The sequence below is a fragment of the Flavobacterium cryoconiti genome (assembly GCF_048158645.1).
GTDB classification, from domain to species: domain Bacteria; phylum Bacteroidota; class Bacteroidia; order Flavobacteriales; family Flavobacteriaceae; genus Flavobacterium; species Flavobacterium cryoconiti.
On sequence record NZ_JBLNKW010000001.1, the window covers coordinates 443,901 to 469,955 of the forward strand.

Sequence of the window (26,055 nt, forward strand, 5' to 3'; positions counted from 1 at the left end):
CTTTATTTTAGAATTTGATAAGCAATCAATGCTACAACATAGGCAAAGCCACTCATGAAAATAAGTTGTCCTAAAGGCCATTTCCAGCTGTTGGTTTCTTTTTTGGTAATCGCCAGTGTACTGGCACATTGCATTGCAAAAGCATAAAATAATAGGAGCGATATCCCTGATGCAAAATTGAATATTTTCTGACCAGTTTCCGGATTGATTTCGGATGCCATTTTGTTCTTTATGGTGACTTCATTATCGCTTCCGCCAACACTGTAAATGGTCGCTAATGTTCCCACAAATACTTCTCTGGCCGCAAATGAACTGATAATGGCAATGCCTATTTTCCAATCATAACCTAAAGGAGAAATTGCGGGTTCAATAGTTTTTCCCATTAAACCAATATAAGAGTTTTCTAATTTTTGTGAAGCGACAGCATTTTCAAATTCTGTTTTTGACAATGGTTTGTCTTTGGTTTTTTCAACTACAATTGTTTCTGCATTATTGAATTTTTCTCCTGGACCGTAGGAAGCCAAAAACCATAAAACGATCGAAATAGCCAAAATTATTTTTCCTGCCCCAAAAATAAATGCCTTTGTTTTTTCGATTACATTAATTCCCACGTTTTTGAAAAGCGGTAATTTATAATTGGGCATTTCAACAACAAAGTAGGTTTTCCCTTTTATTTTTAAAATTTTATTTAAAATATAAGCGGAGAAAATAGCCATTCCAAAACCTAGAAGATACAACAACATCAAGGTCATTCCTTGCATATTCAAAATCCCAAAAACACGCGTGTCAGGAATAACCAGCGCAATAATGATGGCGTAAACAGGCAATCTAGCGGAACAGGTTGTAAAAGGCGTTACCAGTATGGTGATGAGTCTTTCTTTCCAATTCTCTATGTTTCTGGTTGCCATAATCGCTGGAATCGCACAAGCTGTCCCTGAAATAAGCGGTACAACGCTTTTGCCGGACAAACCAAATTTTCGCATGATTTTATCCATCAGGAAAACTACTCTGCTCATATAACCACTTTCTTCGAGAATGGAAATGAACATAAACAAGAAGGCAATTTGTGGGATAAATATCAAAATTCCGCCAATTCCGGGAATAATTCCCTGCGAAATTAAATTAGTTAAAACTCCTGGTGGTAAATGGTCAGCAGCTAGCGAACTCAACGAAGCAAAAGTGCTATCGATAAAATCCATCGGAATTTTAGACCATTCGAAAATAGATTGAAAAATGACGAATAAGATTAAAAAGAAAATTACGTAACCCCACACTTTATGCGTCAGGACACGATCCAGTTTGCTTCGAAAATCTTTAGCTACAGTTTCATCTACTTTCAATCCCACTTTCAGCACATCATTGATAAACTGATAGCGTTTTATGGTTTCTTTTTGTTGCAAACGTTTCAAATCCGAGTGTGATTTTGTCAACGAGCTTCGGATTTCATTACGATCTAAATTCAGGAAATTCACATCTTGAGTAATTACCAACCACAATTTATACAACAATTGATTTGGGAATGTTTTGCGCAATGTATTGAAGTATTCAGGATCAATACTGGATGCATTCAAACAAGGTTCGCTTGAAATCGTTTTGTAAGTGACAATCAATTTTTTTAATTCATCAATTCCAAAACCTTTTCGGGAACTAATCAGTGCAATCTTGGTTTTTAGGTGTTCTTCAAGATAAGGAATGTCAAGTGTTATTCCTTTGTATTCCATTCTATCAGCCATGTTTATGACTAAGATAGTAGGGATTTCTAAATCTTTTATTTGTGTGAAAAGCAGTAAATTACGTTTCAAATTTTCTACATCGGTAACTACAAGGGCTACGTCCGGATATAATTTGTCGTTTTTATTCAGTAACAATTCAATAACTACATTCTCATCAATGGAACTGGCATTCAAGCTGTAAGTCCCTGGTAAATCTAGAATATTGGCTTTTACATTATTGGGTAATTTGCAAAATCCAATCTTTTTTTCAACGGTAATTCCGGGATAATTTCCCACTTGTTGGTTTAAACCTGTCAATTGATTGAAAACAGAAGTTTTCCCCACATTAGGATTTCCTATTAAAGCGACATTAATGTTTCGATTGCTTACCATAAGTTGGTTTTCATGATTTCAACTTCGATTTCTCTAGCCGTTTCTATACGAATAGCAACATGCGAACCATTAATATTCAAATATAAAGGATCTCCAAAAGGAGCAATTTGAAGTAATTCTACCATATTTCCGGGTAAACAACCCATTTCTAATAGTTTTAAAGGAACGATATCAATATCAAAATCTTTGATAATGGCTTTTTCGCCTTTTTTGAGGGATTGTATCGTTGTTCGCAAGACTTATTTAGATTGAATTAAGATTGCAAAAGTACATATTATAATGCCAAAACAAATGATAATTATCATTTTTGTAACCTTTTGGGATAAATAAAAGCTAAGAAATGGAGACCGTTTACTGGACTAATAAAGAAAGGAAACGGCTGGAGTCCAATTTTTTAATTTTTTTATTCGGTACACAAAAAATTAATATCTTCTATCAAACGTTTCATGTCTTCTTTTTTAGTTCCGTCATAAAAACCTCGAACGCGTCTTTTAGTGTCGACCAAAACAAAATTTTCCGTGTGAACCATATCATACAACTGTTCTGGTCTCCCTAATTTTACAGCCAAATAGGATTTTCTCGCCATCGTGTAAATGGCTTTTTTATCGCCGGTTACCAAGTTCCATTTGCTGTCAACAACTCCGTTTTTTATCGCATATGCTTTCAAAACGGGTATGCTGTCTATTTCCGGAAAAACGGTATGGGAAAGTAACATCACTTTTGGATTATTAATAATCGCTTTTTGAACTTCGGTTAAATTAGTTGTCATTTTTGGACAAATAGAACCACAGGTAGTAAAGAAGAAATCAGCAACATACACTTTCCCTTCGTAATCTTTTTGGGTGATGGTTTTTCCGTTTTGGTTTACAAATGAAAAATCAGCAATGGTATGGTATTTACTGATGTATTGAACGGTACTGTCCACTAATTCCGGGTTTACATCTGAAGGATTAAAAATAGGTAGTGTTTTACTTGGTTTAAGGGCCACATAAAACAAGTATATGGTTATGATAGAAAAGACTAATAATACACCAAAGAACTTTCGGTATTTATAAAAAATAGATTTCATAAAAGTAATTTGGAGCAAAAATACGAAAAGGTAATTTTAAAAAAGAATCTCTTTTAATTTTATCAATTTTGAACAGCAAAAAAATTAAAAACAGCTGTATTTTTAAGACAAATACTATTGTATTCCTTTATCATTGTTAAAATTTAACTATTAAATTACAAAATAGTTGTCTTCCATGCTGTAAAAATTGTTTTGGACCACCTATTCTTATATTGGGTTGATAAAATTGGGAATCGAATACATTTGTAACTAGTAATTGTGTAGTAATTTCGGCATCGTATACTTTTATTTTTACATAAGAAAATGTCAAATCAACCTTAGCAAAAGCTGGAATGGTAATTATTTGTGTAACATCCTTATTACCATGTTTTGCTTGAATTTGAGAATAATAATTGATTCTTGAATTAATTGTAAAGTTATCAGTTGCATTAAAAGTCAAACCTCCGGTTATTCTATGGGGATAAACTCCAAGATTTACGGTACTGACACCAGCGTAATCATCAGGATCTTTTTTGACATAAGAATAACCAATTTCAGTTCTAATATTCCCTATTTTATAAAACAATTGGCTCTCAATACCAAAGACATTTATTACATTATCTGAATTTATGAACCCTCCCGTTTCGGTAGGTTCAATAAAATTTGTTGCCATATTTTTGTAGGCAACAATATTTGCTATCAAATTACTCGTAAACGATTGATTAATCCCAATCTCAAAAGTATTCATACGTGCCGGATTAAGTTCATTAACCACATTTTTTGTGGATGAGGCACCAAGTTCAAAAATATTGGGTTCACGGAAAGCTTGCCCAAAAAGAAATCGTATTGAAGTTTTTTGAAATGGTTTGTAAACTAAGCCACTGCGAAAGGTAAGAATGGATTTATAGATGTTGTGATAATCAAATCGCCCGCCCAGTGTGATATATAATTTATCAAATAGTGTTTTTTGCAATTGTAAAAACAATGAATTTTTATACTGACGAAAAAATGGTTTACGCATCCTATTTTCGATAGAGCGTGTTTCATCAAAACTTGGATTTAATTGATCTGTAGAAAGAGCTAAACCTAACAAATCAAACATATCAAAACTATACCCTCCGATAATAGATACCGTTTGACTTGGAACATAATTTAATTGTATATTTCCTTTATATCGTTTGGAACCTGAACTTGATTGCTGTGAATAGGCCATCATAAAATTGTCTCTAATTTCTTGATCAGTGAGGTATAAGTCCGGATTATGCCCCTTTTTCACAAGAGTGTCATAGATGGCGTTGTCAAAAGTGTAGTTTACCCCCCAGAATCTTTCTTTATAAAATTGAAGTTCTGCATTAATTTTAAGTTTGGCAGTAATTTCTTTTTCCATACCGGCATAATACAAAGCTAATTGACGGAAATCACTTTGATTAGTGTAATCTAGCGAAATATTTTCAAGTCCTTTACTGCCTTTGAGCTCATAACCCTCTATTCCCAAATAAAAACCTTTGTAAGAAATTTTTGCCGCATAGGGAAGCGACCAGCTAGTCTGTTTAAATTCTTGGTTTACAGGAAACGCTTTAGAGGGAACTCCTTGTCTGAAATTTATGGTGTCTTTTATAAAATCTTTATAATCCCAAAGATTGCTACGGAAATATCTAAAACTACCACTAATACGAAAATCATTTAGATTTCTTCCAAAAACAATGCTTTGAGATTGAGTTCCTTGAGTTCCAATTTCAGTACGATATTCTATTTTATTAAAATCAGGGGAATCATTTTTTGTGATAATATTAATAACACCAACCAAAGCATTTGCACCATAAAGAGCAGAAGCCGGTCCTTGCAGAATTTCAACCTGTTTTATGTTATGCGTTGCAAATTGTGTTGAAATAAATGTTTCGGAAGCAAATAAATTTTGCATTTCCCGTCCGTTTACCAACAGTAGCGTTTGCGAAAAATTACTTAAAAAACCACGTTGTCCACCAAAAGTAAAATGGTCGGTTCTTATGGCCACCATACCCGGAACGTTTTCTAGTAAATTTGTTAAATCAGTGTAACCGTTTTCAATAATATCTTTTTCAGTGACAACATAAATTGTTGCTGGTGCGATTTTTTGATTCTCTGGTTTTTTAGAAGCAGTTATAACTTCAACATTCATTAGTTCTTCCAGACTGAGTTCAAAAAAATCAACGCCGGCAATCAATGTTATGTTTAAATTTACCGTATCACTGGTGATTTCAACCACTTGCACTTTGAAATTTTCTTTTGTAAATTCAAGAGTTCCTGTAGCTGCTGGTACTTCAATGGAATACCTTCCTGCCGCATCTGTAAAAGTTTTTAGGTCTGTATTTTTCACACTAATTTCTACACTTTCAATAGGTCTGTTTGTTTTGTCAGTTATTACCCCAGTTACTATTTGTTGTGCAAAAACTATATTTACTGTGAGAACCAATATAATAAATAAAGATTTTTTCATGATTTCTTTTTTTATTAATAATTTGTTGGTAAAAAAAATGTCTCTTCAGTTAAGATTAAGTAATCTCAATCAACTCCATAAAACATTTTTTCTGTTCCCTTTTAGATAATCACTGGCTTTGTTCCATCTCCTTTTTTTAGAATCCAACTGTCCTGAAAAAAAGTTTTATCGTATTTACAATTTGGTTTTGAGAGTATGCCGATAAATAGTTTTAAGGATGAAGTTAGTATTGTAAAGTATCACATCCTTGGTGATTTCGGCAACTGTTTTTTCATTAAAGAAAAACCAAAAATGATTTTAATGCCACATTATGCGTTTTTGTAGTACTGTAACTACAGTGTTTGGATAGTAATCAGTATTTAAATTTCTCTATTCGTGTTCTTGCTCCTGTAGATGGAAGTGTCGTACTTTCTTCTTATATTTATTATCGAATGTATTTTGCAAGTTCTAATCACCCAAAGTTAGGCGCTATCTTGCCGTTTCAAACGTATGACCAAATCCATTTGTTTAAAGAAACGGCAAACGGACTTTCACTTCAGTGTTTTATAAGTTTTGCTATTGAATCTTTTTTGGTTTTGGCGTATTAAAGTTAGTGAATTTTTTGTTTTGTGTCGTTGTTTTTCTGATAAAAATGGATGAAAAAGCAGCTAAAAAAAATTATTTCTCAATTAAAATCGACCAATAAGGATACATTAACCATCTTGAAAGAAGCTCCGATTGCTTGAGTTTATAGTGTAGCCACTACTGATTTTTGGAATGAAAGAAAGATGTTTTTTGAATTAAATCAAATTTTAGATTTTAAGCGACTTAAGGTTTCTTGAGATATATTAATGTATGAAGCAACTATTTTATTTGGCAGTCGTCTTACAATAGTAGGGTTTACTTTGAGTAACTGAGTGTATCTTTCTAAGGCATTCATAGTGGTAAACGACATTAGTCTATTGGTGCTATTGACATATGCTTTTTCTAAATAGAGACAATAAAATTCTCTCCATTGGGGAATAATTTTCATTAAATGATTAAAATCGTCATGACTAATATATAAAAGTTCTGATTTTTCGATCACTTGGATGAATTCTATCGAAGGCAGTCTTGTTATAAAACTAAGTAACGCTGTAGCAAATTGATTTTCGAAAGAAATATATCGGGTAACATCTTTTCCTTCTTCGTTTATAAAAAAAATTCGTAAACAACCTTTGCCAACAAAAAAAGTTTGTTGGCTGGTTTGTCCTTGTGAAAGCAAAATATCATTTTTGCTTTGCTTTAAAGGCTTGAAATAAGAAAGAATAATGTTTAAATCTTTATCCGTAATAACAATACTTTTTTTTATATAATTGCTAAGTTGTTCGTATATCATAATTAAATATAGTCTCTAACAAATTTACGATAATAGATAATATCGTCTATCGACAGTACTATTAAATCGTGCTGCTCAGCAAAACTAATAATTTTATCCAGCTTGGCCATACTGCCATCAGCATTCATCAACTCACACAAAACAGCTTGAGGTTTTAAACCGGCTAATTTCATTAAATCAACACTACCTTCCGTATGTCCGTTTCTTTCCAGAACTCCATTGTTTTTTGCACGTAATGGAAAAACGTGCCCTGGTCTGGACAAATCTGAAGGTTTAGTATTTTCATCACAAGCTGTCTGAATGGTCCTAATTCTGTCAGATGCCGAAACGCCGGTTGTTACGCTATTTTTTGCTTCTATAGAAATGGTAAAAGGAGTTTGAAAATGACTTGTGTTTTCTTTGACCATATATGGCAAATCCAACTGGTCAGCTTTTTCATTGGTTAGGCAAAGACAAACAATTCCACTACATTCTTTAATCATCAATGCCATATCCTGAACATTCATATTTTGTGCAGAAAAAATTAAATCCCCTTCATTTTCTCTATCTTCATCATCTGTCAGCATAATTCCTTTCCCTTTTCGAAGCTGATTTAAAGCATTCTCTACACGTTCTTGACTGGTGATACCAAATTTTTTCAATGGATTTAATTGTGTGCTTATCATTTTAATTCGTAAATTTTTAGATTGTTTTTTTAAATTCTTAATTGGCAAATCTAAAGTTGTTACTAATGGAAAAGTTTGATGTAAGTCAAGAAAATGAAGTTTTTAATTTTTTAAGGGCGTTTGTACTGCTGGAAAAATTAACCACCTTTTTCCACTAAGCCATTCTTGATGTTTTTTTCTTTTTCAAGTTGTTGGTAAATTGCCGCCTTTCCTTAAAGATGGGTTTACCCATAGTCATCGTAATGGATTGTTTATTGAACCGGAAAAACGAGTAAAATCTGGTAATAGATTAAGTTTAATTAGAGATAAAAGTCCCGTTTGTAATTATTCAGACGGGACTTTTGTTTATAGTATCTTACGCCCTTTTCTTAAGGAATAATTCACCATATACAATCCTATTAACGTTACAGCGCCTCCAATGGCAATTGCAGTTGTAAGTGATTCACCAAAAATAATAGTGCCTAAAATGACAGCCACGATTGGGTTGATGTAAGCATAAATGCTATTTATTTCTGCGGGTAAGTTTTGAAGCGCGTAGATGAATGCAATGAAAGTAAGAACAGAACCGAAAATCACTAAATAAGCAATTGACAACCAGGAAATCATAGGAATAGAACTTAAACTTACAGATGTTCCTGTCGCACCGGTAAAAGCAAAAAGTAAAATACTGGATATGAACATTTGTAATCCTAAACTAAAATAAGGATTAAAACTGGCTGCTTTTTTCTTTGTATATAAGGTTCCAAACGCCCAAGTTAACGTGGAAATTATCGAAATGAAAATCCCAAATCTAAAATCAGGAAGTAGAAAATCGCTTAAATGATCGTAGAAAATAGCACACACACCACCAAAACTAACCACCAGACCAATAACGGCTAATCGTGCTAATCGTTCACCTCTAAAAAAACTGATAATAACAACCCATAAAGGAACAAGAGCACCTATAATAGCACCTAAACCACTACTGATATACTTCACGCCCCAAGTGCTTAGTCCGTTGCTTAAAACGAAATTAAGAATGCTGAGAATGATAATTGTTTTCCACTGTTTTCCTTTTGGCCAAGGCGTTTTTTTAAACATAAAAAAGGAAATATAAAGAAATCCGCCTATAAATTGTCTGATGCCCGCGAGCTGTAAAGCCGGCATGTGTTTCACACCTTCTTTTGAAGCAATCCAAGTGGTGCCCCAAAAAAAACTAACCCAGCATAACGCTAATATGGGCAAGCCAATGGTGTTTATTTTAGATGAAAAGGCGTTTTTAATTTTAGTTCTCACTTTATAAATTTGGTTTTGTAAAAGTATAATTTAAAATAGTTTCTACTTTATCACTCAAAATAGTTTTTCCTATTGATGGTGCTGAATGATTAAATTTTGGCAAAGCTAAATTTAAACTAATTGCTTTTTGGGTATAATACCTTTCTCGTGAAGGATGCGATGGTGTTACCGCATTGAAGGTTTCATTCCAAGAATTCGCCTCGATAATTTTTAGAATAATACCAACGCAATCTTCCTGATGAATAAGGTTTATGGGTGCATCGGGATTGTCGAGATTCTCACGACCCGCCAGAAATTTTATAGGATGTCGATCTTCACCAATTAAACCGCCAAAACGCAGCACAGTAGTTTTAAAGTTTTTATTGCTTTGCAAAAGCTGTTCAGTTTCCTGTAATTGTTTTCCACTTTCGGTATCCGGTTGAGGTGCTGTTTCTTCTGAAACGACAGTATGTATATCACCATAAACCGATGTTGAACTGATGAAAATCACTTTACTGACGGAAGATTTTTCTATAAACGGAATGACATTTCTGATTTTTGAAACGAAGTTTTCTTTTTCGGAACCACGAAGTTTTGGTGGAACATCAACTATCAAAATTTCAGAATTTTCAAGAAAATCGGGTATGTTTCCATCCGTTTTATACTCTGAAAGTGCAATTAAAAAAGGATTGATTCCTGAGTTTTCCAATAAAGTTAATTTCTCCACTGAAGTTGTCGAACCATTTACTGAAAACCCTTTTCCTAATAAGGCTTTCGCCAAAGGCAAACCCAACCAACCACAACCCAGAATACTAATTTTTGTCATTTTTATTTTTTATAACCTTTTTTTAAAATTGATATGTGGTCACAATTTGTGAACGCATATCATAATTGTTTATTATTTCAAACTGTCTCTCGCAATAGTTAAGCTATCTTTTGCAACAGGAGTTACAATGTCATTATTCAAAGTGTTTAGAACCACTACTGGACTTGGTTTTATTTTTTCTTTAATCACTATCGCATCATTCAAAACGAAAGGTGTTGGCATCATCCAGTTTTCTCTTTTTGCCATTCCAAATAATGGATTGGACATTAAATCAAAAGAACTTTCCATTAATTCCATGTCAAAAACGGTAGAAGTATTTATAGTGAATTGTATTTCCAAAGGTGCATTGTCAACTACATAATAACTCAATATTTTCTTTCCTTTTCGTTGGTATAATGAATTTTTTTGACCTAAAGAGGTTACACCATTTGCTTTGAAATTATGAAAAGCCATTTTTTCATTGGCAAAAATATCATAACGGTTTACGTTTCGGTTCGGAGAAATTTTTATTTTCAAATACCTTTGATTGCCTACAATTCGGTCTTCAAGAAATTCGATAGTTGGTTTCTCCAATACTTTTATGGGAGCAGTTGCTTGATAGGTGAATTTAGAATTGTATTTACTAAATAATGGCGTGTCCTCCATGGCAGTCGCTTCTTTTGGGTTTTCACCTAAATAGCCTTTGGTCCAGGAATCAAGATTGGTGTCATACGTTACCCAGTTGGCTTGGTTCGCATCGGCATTATAGATGTACAACAAACTGTTTGATTTGGCTTTTCCAAATTCGTATCCTGATTCAAAATGCGCTTTCGCAAAAAAGCCGATAGCGAGTATAAAAAACACAAATGACCAGATTCCCTTTTTGGCGAAAGCCCCAAAAACAGGCAACAATAAACCAAAGGTCAATACGGTAAGAATTGCACTTCCAAACAGCACTTTTAATCCCAAACCGATAGGGAACATTTGTATAAAAGGCGCTATGATAATCAAAGCAGGAATGCTGCAAACAAGATTTAGTGTTTTATTAGATCTTTGGGTAACAATAAAAATGCTAAAAATAAATAGTCCAAAGTAAACAGGAATAACTAAGAATCCTGCGCCTTGTAAGGCAAAAGCAAGACCTCCGTTGATGATGATCCATAAAGTTAATGGTGCCACATAATGATTCATCGTGACTTTTTTAGCCGAAAATCGGTTGTAAAATGCCAAGCTTATCGCTAGAGCCAAAAACACAAATGCAGCAATATAAGCATGTCCATTATAAGTAAATCCGTTGAGTAAATCGTTGTATTGCGGGTATACTTTCAGCAATGCTTTCCATCCAAAAAAAGTAATTAATCCGGTAACGATTAAGGAACCTAAAAATGGAATAAATCCTCGGCCTATTTCCCGAAATGATAAAATGCGTTTGGCTCTTCCTAAAAATAACAGGAAAATAAACAGCGCCAGTGCGATTACCACCATTGGTAAAACCCAGCTGAAAGGATAACTTATAAAAGTATATGGAATGGTAAAATAAACATCGTCATCAGTCGCTTGCGTGGTACTCAAATCCGCATTCGAAAAATAATTTAACAAGGGCATTAAGTACGTGCCTTGATGCGCTAACGTATTTTTGTTCAAATGGTTGATGTCATCCTGAGCGGTATGATAATTAAAATGGTCATCAATAAAAGCAAAATTATATCCTTGGATATTGCCTTGTTCCCTGAAAACGGTTAAATCCGTGTCATTGGGCAACATTTTATAAATGCTATACATCAAGGAATTTGATACCGGAAAAGTAGCTTTTGCAGCAGCAAATTCTTTCACCAATCCTGCATTTCCCTTGTTGGTTTCCATTAACATATAACTTGGCCCAGAAGAACCGCGTGCTTCAAAGTTCAGTACCAAACCTACTTCTTTTGCCCACGGATGTTGGGTTACAAAAAGTGCTGCGCCATTCAATCCCAATTCCTCCGCATCCGAAAACAGTATGATAATATCGTTTTTATGCGGTGTTTTATTGTATAAAAAAGCACGAACACTCTCTAAGATTGTGGCTACGCCTGAACCCGCATCGCTTGCGCCGTGAGAATAGGAATGCGGTGCGCTGTCATAATGTGTAAGCAACAGTAATGCTTTAGAACTATTGGTTCCTTTTATTCGAGCCAATATGTTTTTGGATTTTACCAGATTTCCCCAATCACTCAATGTATATCCTTCTTGAACAGTTGTTTCTAATCCAAGTTTGTTGAGTTCTTTTTGGAGATAATTGGCTACGACTTCATGATTTTCGGAACCTACGTAATGGGGTTGTTTTGAAATGGCTTTCACTTGGGCCAAAGCCCTTTTGGTCGAAAATTCAGAAAGTGAACCTTCGTCATCTGAAGTCCAATGTGGCATCATTGTAAAGTAAATCAATCCCAGGATGACTAGGATAAATAAACTGGCAAAAATTGAGGAATAATCTTTTTTCATTATTGGTTAGATAGATTTGGGGGTTGTGGTATTAAATATCTTTTTTGACTAACATATAAAAATCATTGTCCAAGGGTAGGTAGCCTTGGTCGTACAGGAAATAGTAGGTATTTCCTGTTTTGGTTTGTAAAATATTAGTAAAAAATTCAAAATCAAAACCTTTGCTCAGGAGTTTTGTCCGAGTGGTTTTTGATTTTCCTTCAACATTAAGTTCGGATAGAATGCGGTAATTCTTGCGCAATTTATTGTTTACGTTTCGCATGAAATTTGTGCTGTCCTTATTTATCTTGTTATTGTAGGCATTCCGACAACCGTCGCTGCAAAACTTTTTGTCTTCGCGGCCTACAATTTTTTCTCCACATTCTAAGCAGGTTTTATTCATGGATTGAGTTTTTTGATTTCGTATAAATCAGTTCTGCGGTCTTTTAAGATTCGGGCACTTCCATGTTCGTGAAGCTCTTTAAGCAAATTCAAATCGACATCTACAATCAAAGTCATTTCGGTATTAGGGGTCGTTTCCGCTTTTATTCCGGTGCTGGGAAATGCAAAATCCGAAGGTGTAAATACCGCGGTTTGTGCATATTGAATATCCATGTTGTTCACTTTTGGAAGATTTCCAACACATCCCGCAATGGCAACATAACATTCGTTTTCTATGGCTCGGGCTTGCGCACAGTGTCTTACTCTGGTGTAACCGCTTTGCGTATCGGTTAAAAACGGTACAAATAAAATATTCATTTCCTCATCGGCCAATAATCTGGAAAGTTCTGGAAATTCAACGTCATAACAAATCATGATTCCTATTTTTCCACAATCAGTATCAAAAGTTTTAATTTGTGAGCCGCCTTTCATTCCCCAATGCAGCACCTCATTTGGAGTGATGTGAATCTTATAATACATTTCAGAGGTTCCGTCTCTTTTGCAAAGAAACCCAACATTGTACAAAGTGCCATTTTCTAAATAAGGCATGCTTCCTGAAATGATATTAATATTATAGGAAATAGCAAATTCCTGAAATTTTTTGCGGATAGGATCTGCATATTTTGCAAGCTCTCTAATGGCATCAGGTTCTGATAAATGATTATAATCTGCCATAAGTGGGGCAATAAACAACTCCGGAAAAACAGCAAAATCACTTTTATAACCGGATACGGCATCAATAAAAAATTCGGCTTGTTCAAATAAGGCATCTAAGTTTATTAACGGACGCATTTGCCATTGAATTAACCCAAGTCTTATGATGCTTTTTTGGGTATTTATTAATTGGGGACTTTCATCATAATAAATATTATTCCATTCTAATAGCACAGCAAATTCTTTGGAATCGGTGTCTCCCGCCAAATAGTTTTTCATAATTCTCATTACGTGAAAATCATTACTCAATTGGAAAGAAAGCACAGTGTCATGCAATTCTTTTAGTTTTACTTTTTCGATGTATTTTTTTGGAGTCAGCTTTTCAGCGTATTTATTATAATTTGGAATCCTTCCGGCAAAAACGATAGCCTTTAGGTTTAATTTTTCACACAATTCTTTTCGGGCATCATACAGTCGTCTGCCAAGTCGCAAACCTCTATACTCAGGATGAATAAATACATCAATTCCATACAGAATTTCTCCTTTTGGATTGTGTGTCGAAAAAGTAAAATTTCCTGTTATTTTAGCGTAATTAGGGTTTTTGTCAACCAAAACTTCGTCTACAATTAGTGAAAAGGCTGCGCCCACCACTTTTCCGTCGGCTAAAATAACTAGTTGTCCTTCAGAAAAAAGGTCAAGTAGTTTCTCAATATCTTGTTCTTTCCAATAAGAGTCTTCCAGCTCGGGATAAGACTTTATCATTGATTTTTTTAACTGCTTATAGTCGTCAAGTTCTAGATTCCGTAATTCTACTTTTTTTATTTTAGTTTGCATACTAAGTTGATTTCCATCAAATATAATCAAATATTCCCATTTACAAACGTTTACAAATAGTTACAACCGAAAGTAAACAGTTAGTAACCGAATAAATTTTGGAAGTCATCACATCTTTGCAATGTTGATTTGAAACAATGATTCAACAAATAACTTATATACACTAACATTTAAATTTTACACACCATGAATGCATTAAGAAACAAAGTACAGTTAATTGGACACGTAGGGAATGATCCGGAAATCAAAACATTTGATGGAGGAAAAAAATTAGCCAATTTCACTATAGCGACAAACGAAAGCTATAAAAACGACAAAGGAGAAAAAGTAGAAGAAACGCAATGGCATAAACTAGTAGCTTGGGGGAAAACAGCTGAAATCATTGAAAAATATGTAACCAAAGGAAAAGAAATTGCCATTGAAGGCAAATTGACCCATAGAAGTTACGATGATAAAAACGGAGAGAAACGCTATATTACGGAAGTCGTGGTTAACGATGTGCTTCTTTTAGGGAAATAATTTTTTTATTGATCAGTCTCAGTTTTGGGGTTCAGTTTACAGATATTGTAATGTTGCAAATTGTGACTGAAAATCAAACAAAAAAACCATCGACAGTCATCGGTGGTTTTTTTAACTAAATGTGTGGACTGGGACAGTAAACTGTGACAGAACACTTTTTATTTTTCTTTTTTTCGTAAATCAAATCTAGGGCAACGTTTGCAACGCTTGTTTTCCCCTTCTTTATAACTTTCACAACATTTTGATTTGAGTTTTCCGTTAGGAACATCCTTTTTATGGGATTCTTTTTTATCCTTTTTCTTGTCTTTATTTTTCTTCTTTTTACTCAATTTTCAAAGTATTAAAATCAAGTTATATTATTTATAGATTCTAAAGTGTGTTTGATTATTTAGAATCTTTGGAGGTAGCACTTTTTAAAGTCATTTGTTGAATATCTCTGTCAAACAAATACAAACCACCTTTGTCATCACCAATTAGATTTATCTTATCTAAAATAAGTTTAGCTTGGGCTTCTTCTTCAATTTGTTCGGCTACATACCATTGCAAAAAGTTGTGTGTGGCATAATCTTTTTCTGAAAACGAAATATGAACTAGTTCGTTGATTGATTCAGAAACAAAAATTTCGTGTTTGTAAAGTTCTTCAAACATTTCCTTGAATGTTTCATAGCTAATTTTCGGAGCTTTTAATTCGCTTACCCTTGCATGGCCGCCCCTTTCATTTATATACCGGACCAGTTTAAGCATGTGTGCCCGTTCCTCGTCAGATTGGGCATACATAAATTTTGAAATTCCTTCCAAACCATGAGTTTCTGACCAAGAAGCCATGGAAAGATAGGTTTGGGATGATTCAGCTTCAATACGAATCTGATGATTCAACGCGAGTTCTATATTTTTTGATAGCATGGCAGTAAGTTTTAAGTAAAGTTACAAAAAATACTTAATTTACTGATTCATAATCTCTTGAAAATAATCTACAAATTGACCTACATGCAAACCATCCATTAGTCCGTGATGAACATGGACAGACATGGACATGGTTCTTTTTCCGTTTTGTGCAACAATCATTTTTCCAAATGAAATTTTTGGGCAACTGTCCGGAAATGCATAACTTCTGGCATGGGATAAAGAAGTGAAATTTAACCACGGAATTGCCGAAAAATGGATCACGTTATCCTCTTCAAATGTTCGGGTGAAAAGTCCTGTTGTATTTTGTATCCGTTCAATCTCCGCCAAAGCAGTAGCTGTAAAAACAGTAAAATCAGCATTATATTCATTTAAAGAAAATCCAAAACTGCCATCTTCACGACCAATGGTCGCAGAAGCATTAATTTGGTCACAAACATATATTTTATCATCCGAAATTCTATAGCGAAACGATTCGATTGCATTAACTGCAACTAATGTTTTGTGTAAGTAATAGATAAAAAAGGAAGTATGCAGCGATTTTGCAGTTGCATAGGCTTTGGTACAATCAATTTCGACGGTAGCACCAAAAAAAGGTTCTTCAAATTGTCTAAAAAAATGAAAATGCTCCTTTCTGTGCCAGTTCTCTGTGTCTAAAAGTGTTTTCAAGATTTTGTGATTTTATTTATTTGTCAAAAGTACAGCTATTCTTTTGAACCTTAAATTCATTTTTATTTAATCTTTTTTGTAAATAAATAAAAAATGGATGTTTGTAATGCTGCGATATTAAAAAAATAATTTCTGATAAAATCCAGAATATTAGACATAAAAAAAGGCCCTAAAAGAAATTTCTTTTAGGGCCTTTTGGAAATAAAAAACTAAACTTATTTTACTCTGAAAGTAACTCTTCTAACTAATCTTCTTGCATTTTCTGAATCGATATCTACTGAAGTGTCTTCACCAGCAGCAACAACATTCAATCTTGATGCATCAATATTAGCTTTTACTAAAGTGTTTTTCACATTGTTCGCTCTTGCATTAGATAATTTATCATTGTATGCAGATCTTCCAACTTCGTCAGCATGACCAACAATATCAATTGTAGCAGTAGGATTGTTTCTCAAGTATGTTAACATGAAATCAGTACCTTCTGTAGAAACATTAGTTGGAGTAGATTTATTGAAATCAAAATAAACTGCAACATAACCACCGTTGATTAAGCTTCTAATTAATTCGTTGTTTGTTAAAAGCGGAGAATTATTAGTAGTGTTACCATAATTTTTCAAGATATATGCTTCTGTTTCATCAGGAACATTATTGTTGTTTTTATCAATTGATCTTCCTTTAGTATCAACCATAGCTCCTGCTGGTGTATTAGCTTCTTCATCTAAATAATCCGCTACACCATCTTTATCAGTGTCTAGCATTTTATTTTCAATAGCCATAAACCTGGCGTCAATTGCGTCAAATCTACCTTCATTATCGATTACCCAGTCAGCATGTTTTACATTTTTACCTAAGTAAACTGCTAAACCTACAGTACCATTAAAAAGAATTCCTGAAAATCCTCTTGAAGCACGAGTACTGGCAGCATCAAAAGTAGCATCTTGTGCAGCATTAATGATTGTTGTGAAATCTCCTGTTAAAGCAATTCTGTCAGATAATTTGATTTGACCAGTTACACCAGCCATAAAATTACCCATTCTATCTTTTAAAGCTGAATTTTGATCTTCTAATTGTGCTAAACCAAAACCGGCATGTCCCAATAAACCAATTGTTTTGGTCCAAGTTTCAAAGTTCATGATTTTTCCTAAGTTAGCAACAGCTTGAATATCTGCTCTGTAATATTTAGTGTCAAAATCTTTAGAATTATTTTTTCCTTGAAAACTGTTGTATCCAAAATCAGCTTTCAAACCAAATTTGTTGTTAAACATGTATCGAACACCTAGATCGACAACATAAGGACTTGGTGTTGATGTAAAATAACCAGAAGTCATTGGTCTTTGTGGTTTGTTAACACCACCGGCTAATTCAATAGACCATTTGTTAAAGCCATCTTCTGTGCTTTTTACAGGTTCTGTTTGAGCACTCATAGTAGTCATAGCCGATGCAAAAACTAACGTAAGTATGATTTTTTTCATAATTTTATTATTTAAATTCCATACAAAACTACAGCACAAAGTTTGATAAGAAATTTTAAACAGTGAATTATGAAAGTATTCCTTTTAATTCTGTAAACAACTACTCTAAATAGGCTTTTTAACGGTGATTTGGGAGTTTTTAAGAAAAATTTTGAAAGATTTTTTTCTAAATGCGTATCGTTTTCCAGTTGAAAAGACTTTGATTAAAGATTTATTAGGCCAAGAATAATTAATTAAATGACCTAATAAATCTTTAATTTTGTGATTGTTCTAAGGAGATTGATTGCTTTATTCTAATCGTTTTAAAACATCAGTTATTTTTTCAAAAGCACTAAAGTTTTCATGTTCTATTGTATGGTCGATTTTCTCATGTGCCCATGTCGTGTGAAACGGAATATGAACGGCGTGTCCGCCAATGGCTAAAACCGGTAAAACATCCGATTTTAAGGAATTTCCAATCATGAAAAATTCTGAAGGCTCTATTTCTAAACGTTTAATCAAATCAGAATAATCAATTTCCTGTTTGTCTGACATCACTTCGATATGATGAAAATAATGGCCTAAACCGGAATTATGCAATTTTCTGCGTTGGTCTAATAAGTCACCTTTTGTGGCAACAACCAGTTTGTATTTTCCGTGTAAAGCGTCTAAAGTTTCTTCCACACCATCCAATAAAACAATCGGTTTCTCCAGTAGTTCTTTTCCATATTGAATGATTTTTTCAATGATTTCTATGGGAAGTGTATGGTTTGAAATAGTCATCGCTGCTTCAATCATAGAAAGAATATAGCCCTTGATCCCGTAACCGTATAATTTCAGATTATCGATTTCAACCTTGAAAAGTTCTTTGGAAATTCCTTGATGCGACAAATAATCTTCCATCAAACCACAGAATTTTTTCTCGGTTTCATCAAAATAGGTTTCGTTGATCCATAAGGTATCATCGGCATCGAAAGCAATTACTTTTAGGCTCATAAAATGGTATGTTTTTTGGTATAATACAAAAGCTATTTCTGAATATAATCTTACAACTAGTCTAGTTGTAAAATTTGTCTTCTTTCCACAGTTCAGGATTGGTTTCTATATAATTTTGTATTCTCTCAAATGATTCGGAATCACGAATAATATGATCATGAAAACGTGCTTGCCATTCAAAATCAGCATGCATAAAATGTGCGTTTTTGGTTAATACCGATTTGTATGAACGAATTATGGTTGAAATTGTACCCGATTTAGGTGAAATCTCCGCCATCAGTTCCTTTTTATTGATGGTTTCTGTCGCATTCACGGTAGAGACTTTGCATTGCAACGTTTCTACAATGTCATCAACGATAATCTGTTTATTAATTATCAATATTCCATGAATGTGATTCGGCATAATGATATAATTTCCCAATTCAACAAATGGGAAATGGTTTGATATTTCAGCCCAAAATCGCTCAGCTAATTTTCCGATTTCATTCAACTGCATTTCATTCTCGTCTGCAACAGAAATAATTTCACCAAAAAAATGTTCCCTATTTTGGGTACAAATCGTAATAAAATAGGCGCCGTTATTTCCATAATCCCAATTTTTCAATCGGGCAGAGGGTATGCGGTATTTATTTTGAAATTTGTTATTCATATTATTTTCGTTCGCATTTATCGGTAGAGACGTTGCATTGCAACTTCTCCTGTATGTTGATGATAACGAATATAATAATTTTTATATAATTTCTGAATGGTTCTTGGTTAAAACAAATAGAGACGTTGCATTGCAACGTCTCTACGTAATCGTTGATGTATGAATGTTTAATTTATCGTTTCTCCATTAGCAACACCATCCGCATCTGGATTTACAAAAACCAGTTTTCCTTCAGCATTTGTAGTCATCAAAATCATCCCTTGACTTTCTACGCCACGAAGATTTCTTGGAGCCAAATTCACTAAAACAGTCACGCGTTTTCCAACAATATCTTCTGGTTTAAAACTTTCGGCAATTCCAGAAACTATGGTACGAACGTCAATTCCGGTGTCCACTTTCAAAATCAAAAGCTTGTTGGCCTTCGGCATTTTTTCTGCTTCCAGAATCGTTCCTACACGGATATCCATTTTGGCAAAATCCTCAAATTGAATTGCTTCTTTTTGTGGTTCTGCTTTTTTGTTTTCGGCAGTATTGGCAGTTTTAGTCGCTTCCAGTTTGTCTATTTGTTTTTGGATTTCCTCGTCTTCGATTTTTGCAAATAATAATTCCGCTTCCCCAATTTGGTGTCCAGCCAGAATTAAATCAGAATTTTGAGCAATAGTATTCCAGTTCAACGGACTTTCTATTTTCAGAATTCTTGATAATTTTTTAGCTGTAAATGGCAAGAATGGTTCGCAAAGTGAACTCAACGCAGCAGCAATTTGCAAGGCTACATACATTTGTGTTTGCACGCGTTCCGGATTGTCTTTGATAACTTTCCAAGGCTCTTCGTCAGCCAAATATTTATTTCCTAAACGAGCCACATTCATCAGTTCACTCAAGGCTTCACGGAATCTGTAACGCTCCAGAGAACTTGAAATCACCGCCGGATACGCTTTCAATTCAGTCAAAGTCGCTTCATCCACTTCCGAAAGTTCGTTTGGTTGAGGAACAATTCCGTTGTAATATTTATTGGTTAAAACCACGACACGATTAATGAAATTCCCGTAAATCGCTACCAATTCATTATTATTTCTCGCTTGGAAATCTTTCCAGGTAAAGTCATTATCCTTCGTTTCCGGAGCATTTGATGTCAATGCGTAGCGCAAAACATCTTGCTGATTTGGGAATTCTTCTAAATATTCGTGCAACCAAACCGCCCAGTTTTTAGAAGTCGAAAGTTTGTTTCCTTCCAAATTCAAAAATTCATTTGCAGGCACATTATCTGGCAAAATATAGCTTCCTTCGGCTTTTAGCATCGCAGGAAAAATGATGCAATGGAAAACAATATTGTCTTTCCCAATAAAGTGAACCAGTTTCGTGTCTTGATCTTTCCAATATGGTTCCCAATCTTTTCCTTCGCGCAAAGCCCATTCTTTGGTAGATGAAATATAGCCAATCGGCGCATCAAACCACACGTATAATTTTTTTCCTTCGGCGCCTTCAACTGGTACATCAATTCCCCAATCGAGGTCACGAGTTACCGCACGAGGCTCTAAACCGCCATCAATCCATGATTTTACTTGTCCGTAAACATTCGGTTTCCAGTCATTTTTATGTCCAACGAGAATCCATTCTTTCAAGAAATCTTCATAACGGTCCAAAGGCAAGAACCAATGCTTCGTCGATTTCAAAATAGGAGTTTCACCCGTAATTGTCGATTTTGGATTGATTAAATCCGTAGCGTTCAATGTCGAACCACATTTTTCACATTGATCGCCATAGGCTTCTTCGTTGCCACATTTTGGGCAAGTTCCCACCACAAAACGGTCAGCCAAGAATTGATCTGCTTTTGCATCATACAATTGCTCGGTCACTTCTTCGATAAAATCACCTTGTTCATACAGTTTTCTAAAAAATTCCGAAGCCGTATCATGATGGATTTTAGCCGAAGTTCTGGAATAATTATCAAATGAAATTCCAAAATCAGAGAACGATTTACGGATAATTCCATCATATTTATCGATTACTTCCTGTGGCGTAATGCCTTCTTTTTTGGCTTTCATCGAGATCGCCACGCCGTGCTCGTCACTTCCGCAAACAAACAAAACGTCTCTTCCTTGCAATCTTAAATATCTGGAATATATGTCCGAAGGAACGTAAACACCCGCCAAATGGCCAATGTGAATCGGTCCGTTCGTATACGGCAATGCCGCTGTAATCGTATATCTTTTTGGATTCTGTATCATGATTCAATTTTATTGAGTGCAAAAATAAGCAATAGAATTTTTATTTGAAGCTATTTCCCGCTATCCGTTGCAATCTTTTACTTTTTAAAGAAAAAAGTAAAAGGATTTTCACTGCTATCGGGGCTAGGGAATCTGTGGTAAAAACAAAATTTTTTCTTTTTCCAAAACCTTTGTCAAAGTTTCAAACTTTGACAAAGGTTAAAGAATATTTCTTTTCTGTTTTTATAACTAACGCATCTATAAAAGGAGCTGTCTTTTATATCTTTGTAAACAGATTTTAAAACAACAGATAATGGCAAAAGGACCTGAAAAAAATACTAAAAATAAGGCTTTGCATACCAAATTGCTAAATCGAAAGAAGGCTAAACTTCAAGAAGAGAAAAAAGAAAAAGCATTACGGTTGAAAGCTTTGATTACAAAAATGAATCAGAAAAAAAGTAGTGACGAATCTGATGTCATATAAATCGAATTGTATTTCTTTTCTGTAATAATTTACCCGAAATTTGCAGTAAATATTCAAACACAAAATCTATGGAATTCGGTAGAATAATTATTTCAGAAACAGCCTTTAATAGTGAAAATCTTCAAGATGTGATTCACTCCAATATTTCGGTAATCAACTTAATGCGCGAAGAAGGTGTAAACGATGATTTGATTCACGAAGATGCCATAATGAGTTATTATTTAGATTATTATACGTCGCAATATACCGAAGGAAATTTTGCTCAATTTGTATATAATTCAGGTTGGGATAAAGAACTAAACGAATTGATAGAAGAAGGTTTAGCATTGATTGGAGCCGAAAAGCATTTGGAATTGTTTCAACAACAATCCAAAAAAGTAAAATTAATGAGCAGTGTAAAGCTGAATAAATTCCTAAAAGGGAAATTGGAAGGTGTAAACCCAACTAGAGATTTGCTTAACAACGACACGTTTTTTGAAATTGAAGAAAACTTGATTACCCTAAATGCTGATTTTTTAAAAACACATCCTGATTTCGAAGTCCTTTCGGTTGATGACATGTTTGCAACCTTAGAAGAATTTGTGGGGCACGAGATTAAAAGAGCATAAATTAAGTCAAAAGTCCAAAGTCACAAAGTCTTAAAGGTGTTTTCTATTGTACTCCATTGTCTTTTCAACATAATATTATATTTAAATAAAGGGTGACTAAATAAGGTTATTTCCTAGAGCTTGACTTTGTGACTTTGTGACTTTGGACTTTTGACTAATTTTTTGTCCCGTTTCTATCAAACATTTCCTTAAATTTGCTTCCATTATTATATAAGTTAGCGTTAAAAAAATCAACTATGTTACAGATCGCATTTATTAGAGAGAATCAAGAAAAAGTAATCACCGCTTTGGCAAAGAGAAACATCGATGCTACAAGTGTTGTTGAAGAAGTGGTACAACTGGATGAAAAACGTCGCGCTATGCAAGTGGAGCTAGACAACATTTTATCCGAATCTAATAAATTATCCAAAGACATTGGCGAATTGATGAAAGCTGGCGAGAAATCAAAAGCCGCTATTCTAAAAGAAAAAACCGTTTTAAACAAAGAGAAAAGCAAAGCTTTAGCGGAAACGGCTGATGCGCTTGCCGCAGAACTTTTAGAGAAATTATATACGTTACCCAATCTTCCTGCTGATATTGTTCCTGTTGGAAAAACGCCGGAGGAAAACCTAAACGTTTTTGAAGAAGGTGAAATTCCAGTTTTGCACGAAGGAGCACAACCACATTGGGAATTGGTAAAAAAATACGACATCATCGATTTTGAACTTGGAGTTAAAATCACGGGTGCAGGATTTCCGGTTTATAAAGGAAAAGGAGCACGATTACAACGTGCCTTGATCAATTATTTCTTGGATAAGAATACCGCTGCCGGTTACAATGAAGTTCAGGTTCCGCACATGGTAAACGAAGCGTCTGCTTATGGAACGGGACAATTGCCGGACAAAGAAGGGCAAATGTACCATGATAAGGCCGATGATTTATACTTAATTCCAACGGCGGAGGTTCCGGTAACGAATTTGTTTCGTGATGTAATCCTTAACGAAAATGAATTACCCGTTTTGACTACGGCTTACACGCCTTGTTTCCGTCGTGAAGCAGGTTCTTATGGGGCGCATGTAAGAGGATTGAACCGTTTGCATCAATTTGACAAAGTGGAAATCGTTCGTGTAGAACATCCAGACAAATCATACGAAGCTTTGGACGGAATGGTGGAACACGTTAAAAATATTCTTCAGGAATTGAAATTACCATACCGAATATTGCGTCTTTGTGGTGGCGATATGGGTTTCACATCAGCTTTGACGTATGATTTTGAAGTTTTTTCTACGGCACAAGATCGCTGGTTAGAAATCTCTTCAGTTTCTAATTTTGAGACTTTTCAAGCGAATCGTTTGAAATTGCGTTTCAAAGACAAAGATGGAAAAAACCAATTGGCACACACTTTAAACGGAAGTTCATTGGCTTTGCCAAGAGTTTTGGCTGGAATTTTAGAAAATTACCAAACTCCGGAAGGAATCGTAATTCCAGAAGTTTTACGTCCGTATTGCGGATTTGATATTATTGACTAAAATCAAAAAATTTGAACCATATAAGTAATTTAAGATCATATAAGTATTCTGTTAAAATCAAACGGACAACGTTAGATTTTAAAACACAAGGAATAAAACACTATTCTTAAATGTACTTAAATTCCTTATATGGTTAATAAAAATTGATGTTTGACGGAACAAATTGCAATTAAAAAATGAAAAAAATATTTCTATATATAAATCTGTTTTTTTCATTGATTTGTTTTTCTCAAAACGAACAATTGGCGCAGTATTATTATGACAAAGGCGATTTTGAAAAAGCCAAAATCAGTTATGAAGAGTTACTGGAAAACCTACCACAAAACACACAATATTTTCTAAGAACAATTGATTGTTACCAACAATTACAGCAATTTTCTGTCGCCGAAAAAGCGATACTAGACCGATTGGACAAATACAAACAAGGGAATCTTCTGGTCGAATTGGGATACAATTACCAGTTGCAAAAAAATGATGCCAAAGCCAAAATTTACTATGAGCAAGCATTAGACAGAATCAAAAAAAATCCAAATGAAGTGTATGGTATTTCCAATTCTTTTGAGAGAAAAGTGTTGTTGGAATATGCCTTGAAATCCTATCAAACTGCAACAGAATTAGAAGCTAATTTTAATTTCAATTATCAAATAGGATTGCTTTATGGGCAATTAGGCAATCAGGAAATGATGATTAATACTTTTCTGAATGAAGCCTATGCAAATCCCCAAAATTCGATACAGATTCAAAATCAATTGTCTCGTTTTATGGTTGATGAGGGCGATGCCAATTTTAGCGAAATACTGCGCAAAGCATTAATTATAAGGGCTCAAAAAAACCAAGATCTTTTTTGGAATCATTATTTGAGTTGGTTTTATACCCAACAAAAAGAGTTCGAAAAAGCATTTATTCAGGAAAAAGCCATTTACAAGCGCAATCCGGAATCCCTTTCCAATATTGTGAATTTAGGGCAACTCGCTATTGAAGAAGACAATCCCGAAGCGGCCAAAGAAATTCTGGGTTTTGTATTAGAAAACACAAAAGATTTAGAACTGTTGATTCAGGCGAATTCCTATTTGATTAAAATGAAAATAGAAAAAGCGCAAGAAAAAGAGTATGCTGCCATCAATACGGAATTAGAGGGTTTGTTGAAACAATTTGAAATAAGTCCTTTTACCTTATCTTTGCAGCTGATTCAGGCGCATTTTGTAGCTTTCAATTTGAAAAAGCCGGAGGAAGGAAAAGCAATAGTCAAGAAAGCGCTCGAATTACAGTTGAACGATTACGAAGTGGCTCAGGCCAAAATGGAATTGGCGGATATTTTGCTTTACGAAGAAAAATTCAATCAGGCTTTAATCTATTATTCGCAGATAGAATTGGATTTAAAAAATGATATTGTGGCACATGAAGCGAGTTTGAAAGCCGCTAAAACAAGTTATTTCAAGACGGATTTTATTTGGGCTTTGAAACAATTCAAGGAATTGAAGTCAGCGAATACACAACTGATTGCCAATGATGCTTTGGAATATTTTCTTTTAATCAATGACAATACCGTTGCCGATTCGACGCAAACGGCTTTGAAACAGTTTGCCAAAGGAGATTACCTTTTATATCAAAACAGAAATCAGGAAGCGGTAACGCAGTTTCAAATGATTCTAAAAAACTATAAAGGACAGGAAATAGAGGCAGTGACGTTATTGCGTTTGGGTAAAATTTACGAAAAATTGGGTGATTTTACTTTGGCTTTAAGCCAATATCAAGCTATTATTGACAAGCACAGCGACGGTATTTATATTGATGAAGCCTTGTTTTTTTCGGCAGAAATTTATAACAAAAAGTTACAACAGCCCGAAAAGGCAAAGCCATTATACGAAAAGATAATTTTCAGTCACGAAGACAGTATCTATTTTGTGGAAGCCAGAAAGAAATTCAGGCAATTGCGAGGAGATGCAAATATGTAAATTAATG

The 26,055-nt window shown here is 34.3% G+C and carries 24 protein-coding genes; 6 read left to right on the plus strand and 18 right to left on the minus strand.

Translation table 11 applies throughout. The annotated features are described in order from the left end of the window. Nucleotides 1-2: 2 nt before the first annotated feature. The 4 genes from feoB to ACM55H_RS01875 all read right to left on the minus strand — a co-directional run bounded on the left by feoB (nucleotide 3) and on the right by ACM55H_RS01875 (nucleotide 5,629). Nucleotides 3-2,105, minus strand: coding sequence for a ferrous iron transport protein B (gene feoB, locus ACM55H_RS01860; protein WP_416834889.1), 2,103 nt, complete (start codon nucleotides 2,103-2,105; stop codon nucleotides 3-5). Further along, nucleotides 2,099-2,341 (minus strand): FeoA family protein, encoded by a 243-nt coding sequence (locus tag ACM55H_RS01865; protein WP_035668898.1) that lies wholly within the window; start codon nucleotides 2,339-2,341, stop codon nucleotides 2,099-2,101. Before ACM55H_RS01865 ends, feoB begins: the two co-directional genes overlap by 7 nt. Before the next feature lie 167 nt (nucleotides 2,342-2,508). Then, nucleotides 2,509-3,174, minus strand: a complete 666-nt coding sequence (locus ACM55H_RS01870; protein WP_416834890.1) for an SCO family protein — start codon at nucleotides 3,172-3,174, stop codon at nucleotides 2,509-2,511. A gap of 136 nt (nucleotides 3,175-3,310) precedes the next feature. Beyond that, nucleotides 3,311-5,629, minus strand: coding sequence for a TonB-dependent receptor (locus ACM55H_RS01875; protein WP_416834891.1), 2,319 nt, complete (start codon nucleotides 5,627-5,629; stop codon nucleotides 3,311-3,313). Between the two features lie 341 nt (nucleotides 5,630-5,970). Here ACM55H_RS01875 and ACM55H_RS01880 point away from each other — a divergent pair, with 341 nt between their 5' ends. Further along, the gene (locus ACM55H_RS01880) at nucleotides 5,971-6,216 is read left to right on the plus strand and encodes a hypothetical protein (protein WP_416834892.1); all 246 of its coding nucleotides are present in this window, start codon (nucleotides 5,971-5,973) and stop codon (nucleotides 6,214-6,216) included. A gap of 197 nt (nucleotides 6,217-6,413) precedes the next feature. Here ACM55H_RS01880 and ACM55H_RS01885 read toward each other — a convergent pair whose 3' ends face one another. From ACM55H_RS01885 to ACM55H_RS01915, 7 genes are all read right to left on the minus strand, one after another. Continuing rightward, complete coding sequence (locus tag ACM55H_RS01885; RefSeq protein ID WP_416834893.1) at nucleotides 6,414-6,986, minus strand: Crp/Fnr family transcriptional regulator; 573 nt, start codon at nucleotides 6,984-6,986, stop codon at nucleotides 6,414-6,416. A 2-nt stretch (nucleotides 6,987-6,988) separates the two neighbouring features. Then, nucleotides 6,989-7,651 (minus strand): 3,4-dihydroxy-2-butanone-4-phosphate synthase, encoded by a 663-nt coding sequence (gene ribB, locus ACM55H_RS01890; protein ID WP_416834894.1) that lies wholly within the window; start codon nucleotides 7,649-7,651, stop codon nucleotides 6,989-6,991. A 345-nt stretch (nucleotides 7,652-7,996) separates the two neighbouring features. Then, nucleotides 7,997-8,926: a DMT family transporter gene (locus tag ACM55H_RS01895; protein ID WP_416834896.1), complete on the minus strand. Its 930-nt coding sequence runs from the start codon at nucleotides 8,924-8,926 to the stop codon at nucleotides 7,997-7,999. Nucleotide 8,927: 1 nt separating this feature from the next. Continuing rightward, nucleotides 8,928-9,731 (minus strand): SDR family oxidoreductase, encoded by an 804-nt coding sequence (locus ACM55H_RS01900; RefSeq protein ID WP_416834897.1) that lies wholly within the window; start codon nucleotides 9,729-9,731, stop codon nucleotides 8,928-8,930. Between the two features lie 72 nt (nucleotides 9,732-9,803). Then, nucleotides 9,804-12,119 (minus strand): M28 family peptidase, encoded by a 2,316-nt coding sequence (locus ACM55H_RS01905; RefSeq protein WP_416835092.1) that lies wholly within the window; start codon nucleotides 12,117-12,119, stop codon nucleotides 9,804-9,806. 103 nt (nucleotides 12,120-12,222) lie between these two features. Continuing rightward, nucleotides 12,223-12,573 carry a hypothetical protein gene (locus tag ACM55H_RS01910; RefSeq protein WP_416834898.1) on the minus strand — a complete coding sequence of 117 codons (351 nt, stop codon included), beginning with the start codon at nucleotides 12,571-12,573 and terminating at the stop codon, nucleotides 12,223-12,225. Continuing rightward, the gene (locus tag ACM55H_RS01915) at nucleotides 12,570-14,099 is read right to left on the minus strand and encodes a GNAT family N-acetyltransferase (protein ID WP_416834899.1); all 1,530 of its coding nucleotides are present in this window, start codon (nucleotides 14,097-14,099) and stop codon (nucleotides 12,570-12,572) included. Before ACM55H_RS01915 ends, ACM55H_RS01910 begins: the two co-directional genes overlap by 4 nt. Nucleotides 14,100-14,285: 186 nt before the next feature. On the opposite strand from ACM55H_RS01915, the gene ACM55H_RS01920 reads away from it, so the two are divergent. Continuing rightward, nucleotides 14,286-14,618: a single-stranded DNA-binding protein gene (locus ACM55H_RS01920; RefSeq protein WP_131477309.1), complete on the plus strand. Its 333-nt coding sequence runs from the start codon at nucleotides 14,286-14,288 to the stop codon at nucleotides 14,616-14,618. 158 nt (nucleotides 14,619-14,776) lie between these two features. Here the strand turns inward: ACM55H_RS01920 and ACM55H_RS01925 are convergent, their stop codons facing one another. The 7 genes from ACM55H_RS01925 to metG form a co-directional block, all read right to left on the minus strand. Next, the gene (locus tag ACM55H_RS01925) at nucleotides 14,777-14,947 is read right to left on the minus strand and encodes a hypothetical protein (protein ID WP_416834900.1); all 171 of its coding nucleotides are present in this window, start codon (nucleotides 14,945-14,947) and stop codon (nucleotides 14,777-14,779) included. 55 nt (nucleotides 14,948-15,002) lie between these two features. Continuing rightward, nucleotides 15,003-15,521: a ferritin gene (locus ACM55H_RS01930; protein ID WP_416834902.1), complete on the minus strand. Its 519-nt coding sequence runs from the start codon at nucleotides 15,519-15,521 to the stop codon at nucleotides 15,003-15,005. 39 nt (nucleotides 15,522-15,560) lie between these two features. Beyond that, the gene (locus tag ACM55H_RS01935; RefSeq protein WP_416834903.1) at nucleotides 15,561-16,190 is read right to left on the minus strand and encodes a CatA-like O-acetyltransferase; all 630 of its coding nucleotides are present in this window, start codon (nucleotides 16,188-16,190) and stop codon (nucleotides 15,561-15,563) included. 215 nt (nucleotides 16,191-16,405) lie between these two features. Next, nucleotides 16,406-17,662 (minus strand): OmpA family protein, encoded by a 1,257-nt coding sequence (locus tag ACM55H_RS01940; protein ID WP_416834904.1) that lies wholly within the window; start codon nucleotides 17,660-17,662, stop codon nucleotides 16,406-16,408. 288 nt (nucleotides 17,663-17,950) lie between these two features. Beyond that, complete coding sequence (locus ACM55H_RS01945; RefSeq protein WP_416834905.1) at nucleotides 17,951-18,637, minus strand: HAD family hydrolase; 687 nt, start codon at nucleotides 18,635-18,637, stop codon at nucleotides 17,951-17,953. Between the two features lie 61 nt (nucleotides 18,638-18,698). Beyond that, a complete protein-coding gene (locus tag ACM55H_RS01950) occupies nucleotides 18,699-19,286 on the minus strand; it encodes a transposase (protein ID WP_416834906.1) in 588 nt (195 codons plus the stop codon). A 167-nt stretch (nucleotides 19,287-19,453) separates the two neighbouring features. Next, a complete protein-coding gene (metG, locus tag ACM55H_RS01955; RefSeq protein WP_416834907.1) occupies nucleotides 19,454-21,514 on the minus strand; it encodes a methionine--tRNA ligase in 2,061 nt (686 codons plus the stop codon). A 292-nt stretch (nucleotides 21,515-21,806) separates the two neighbouring features. Here metG and ACM55H_RS01960 point away from each other — a divergent pair, with 292 nt between their 5' ends. From ACM55H_RS01960 to ACM55H_RS01975, 4 genes are all read left to right on the plus strand, one after another. Continuing rightward, nucleotides 21,807-21,977: a hypothetical protein gene (locus ACM55H_RS01960; RefSeq protein WP_416834908.1), complete on the plus strand. Its 171-nt coding sequence runs from the start codon at nucleotides 21,807-21,809 to the stop codon at nucleotides 21,975-21,977. A gap of 68 nt (nucleotides 21,978-22,045) precedes the next feature. Continuing rightward, nucleotides 22,046-22,585: a DMP19 family protein gene (locus ACM55H_RS01965; RefSeq protein WP_416834909.1), complete on the plus strand. Its 540-nt coding sequence runs from the start codon at nucleotides 22,046-22,048 to the stop codon at nucleotides 22,583-22,585. A gap of 236 nt (nucleotides 22,586-22,821) precedes the next feature. Beyond that, nucleotides 22,822-24,093, plus strand: a complete 1,272-nt coding sequence (gene serS / locus ACM55H_RS01970; RefSeq protein ID WP_416834910.1) for a serine--tRNA ligase — start codon at nucleotides 22,822-22,824, stop codon at nucleotides 24,091-24,093. 176 nt (nucleotides 24,094-24,269) lie between these two features. Then, nucleotides 24,270-26,048, plus strand: coding sequence for a tetratricopeptide repeat protein (locus ACM55H_RS01975; protein WP_416834911.1), 1,779 nt, complete (start codon nucleotides 24,270-24,272; stop codon nucleotides 26,046-26,048). Nucleotides 26,049-26,055 lie beyond the last annotated feature (7 nt).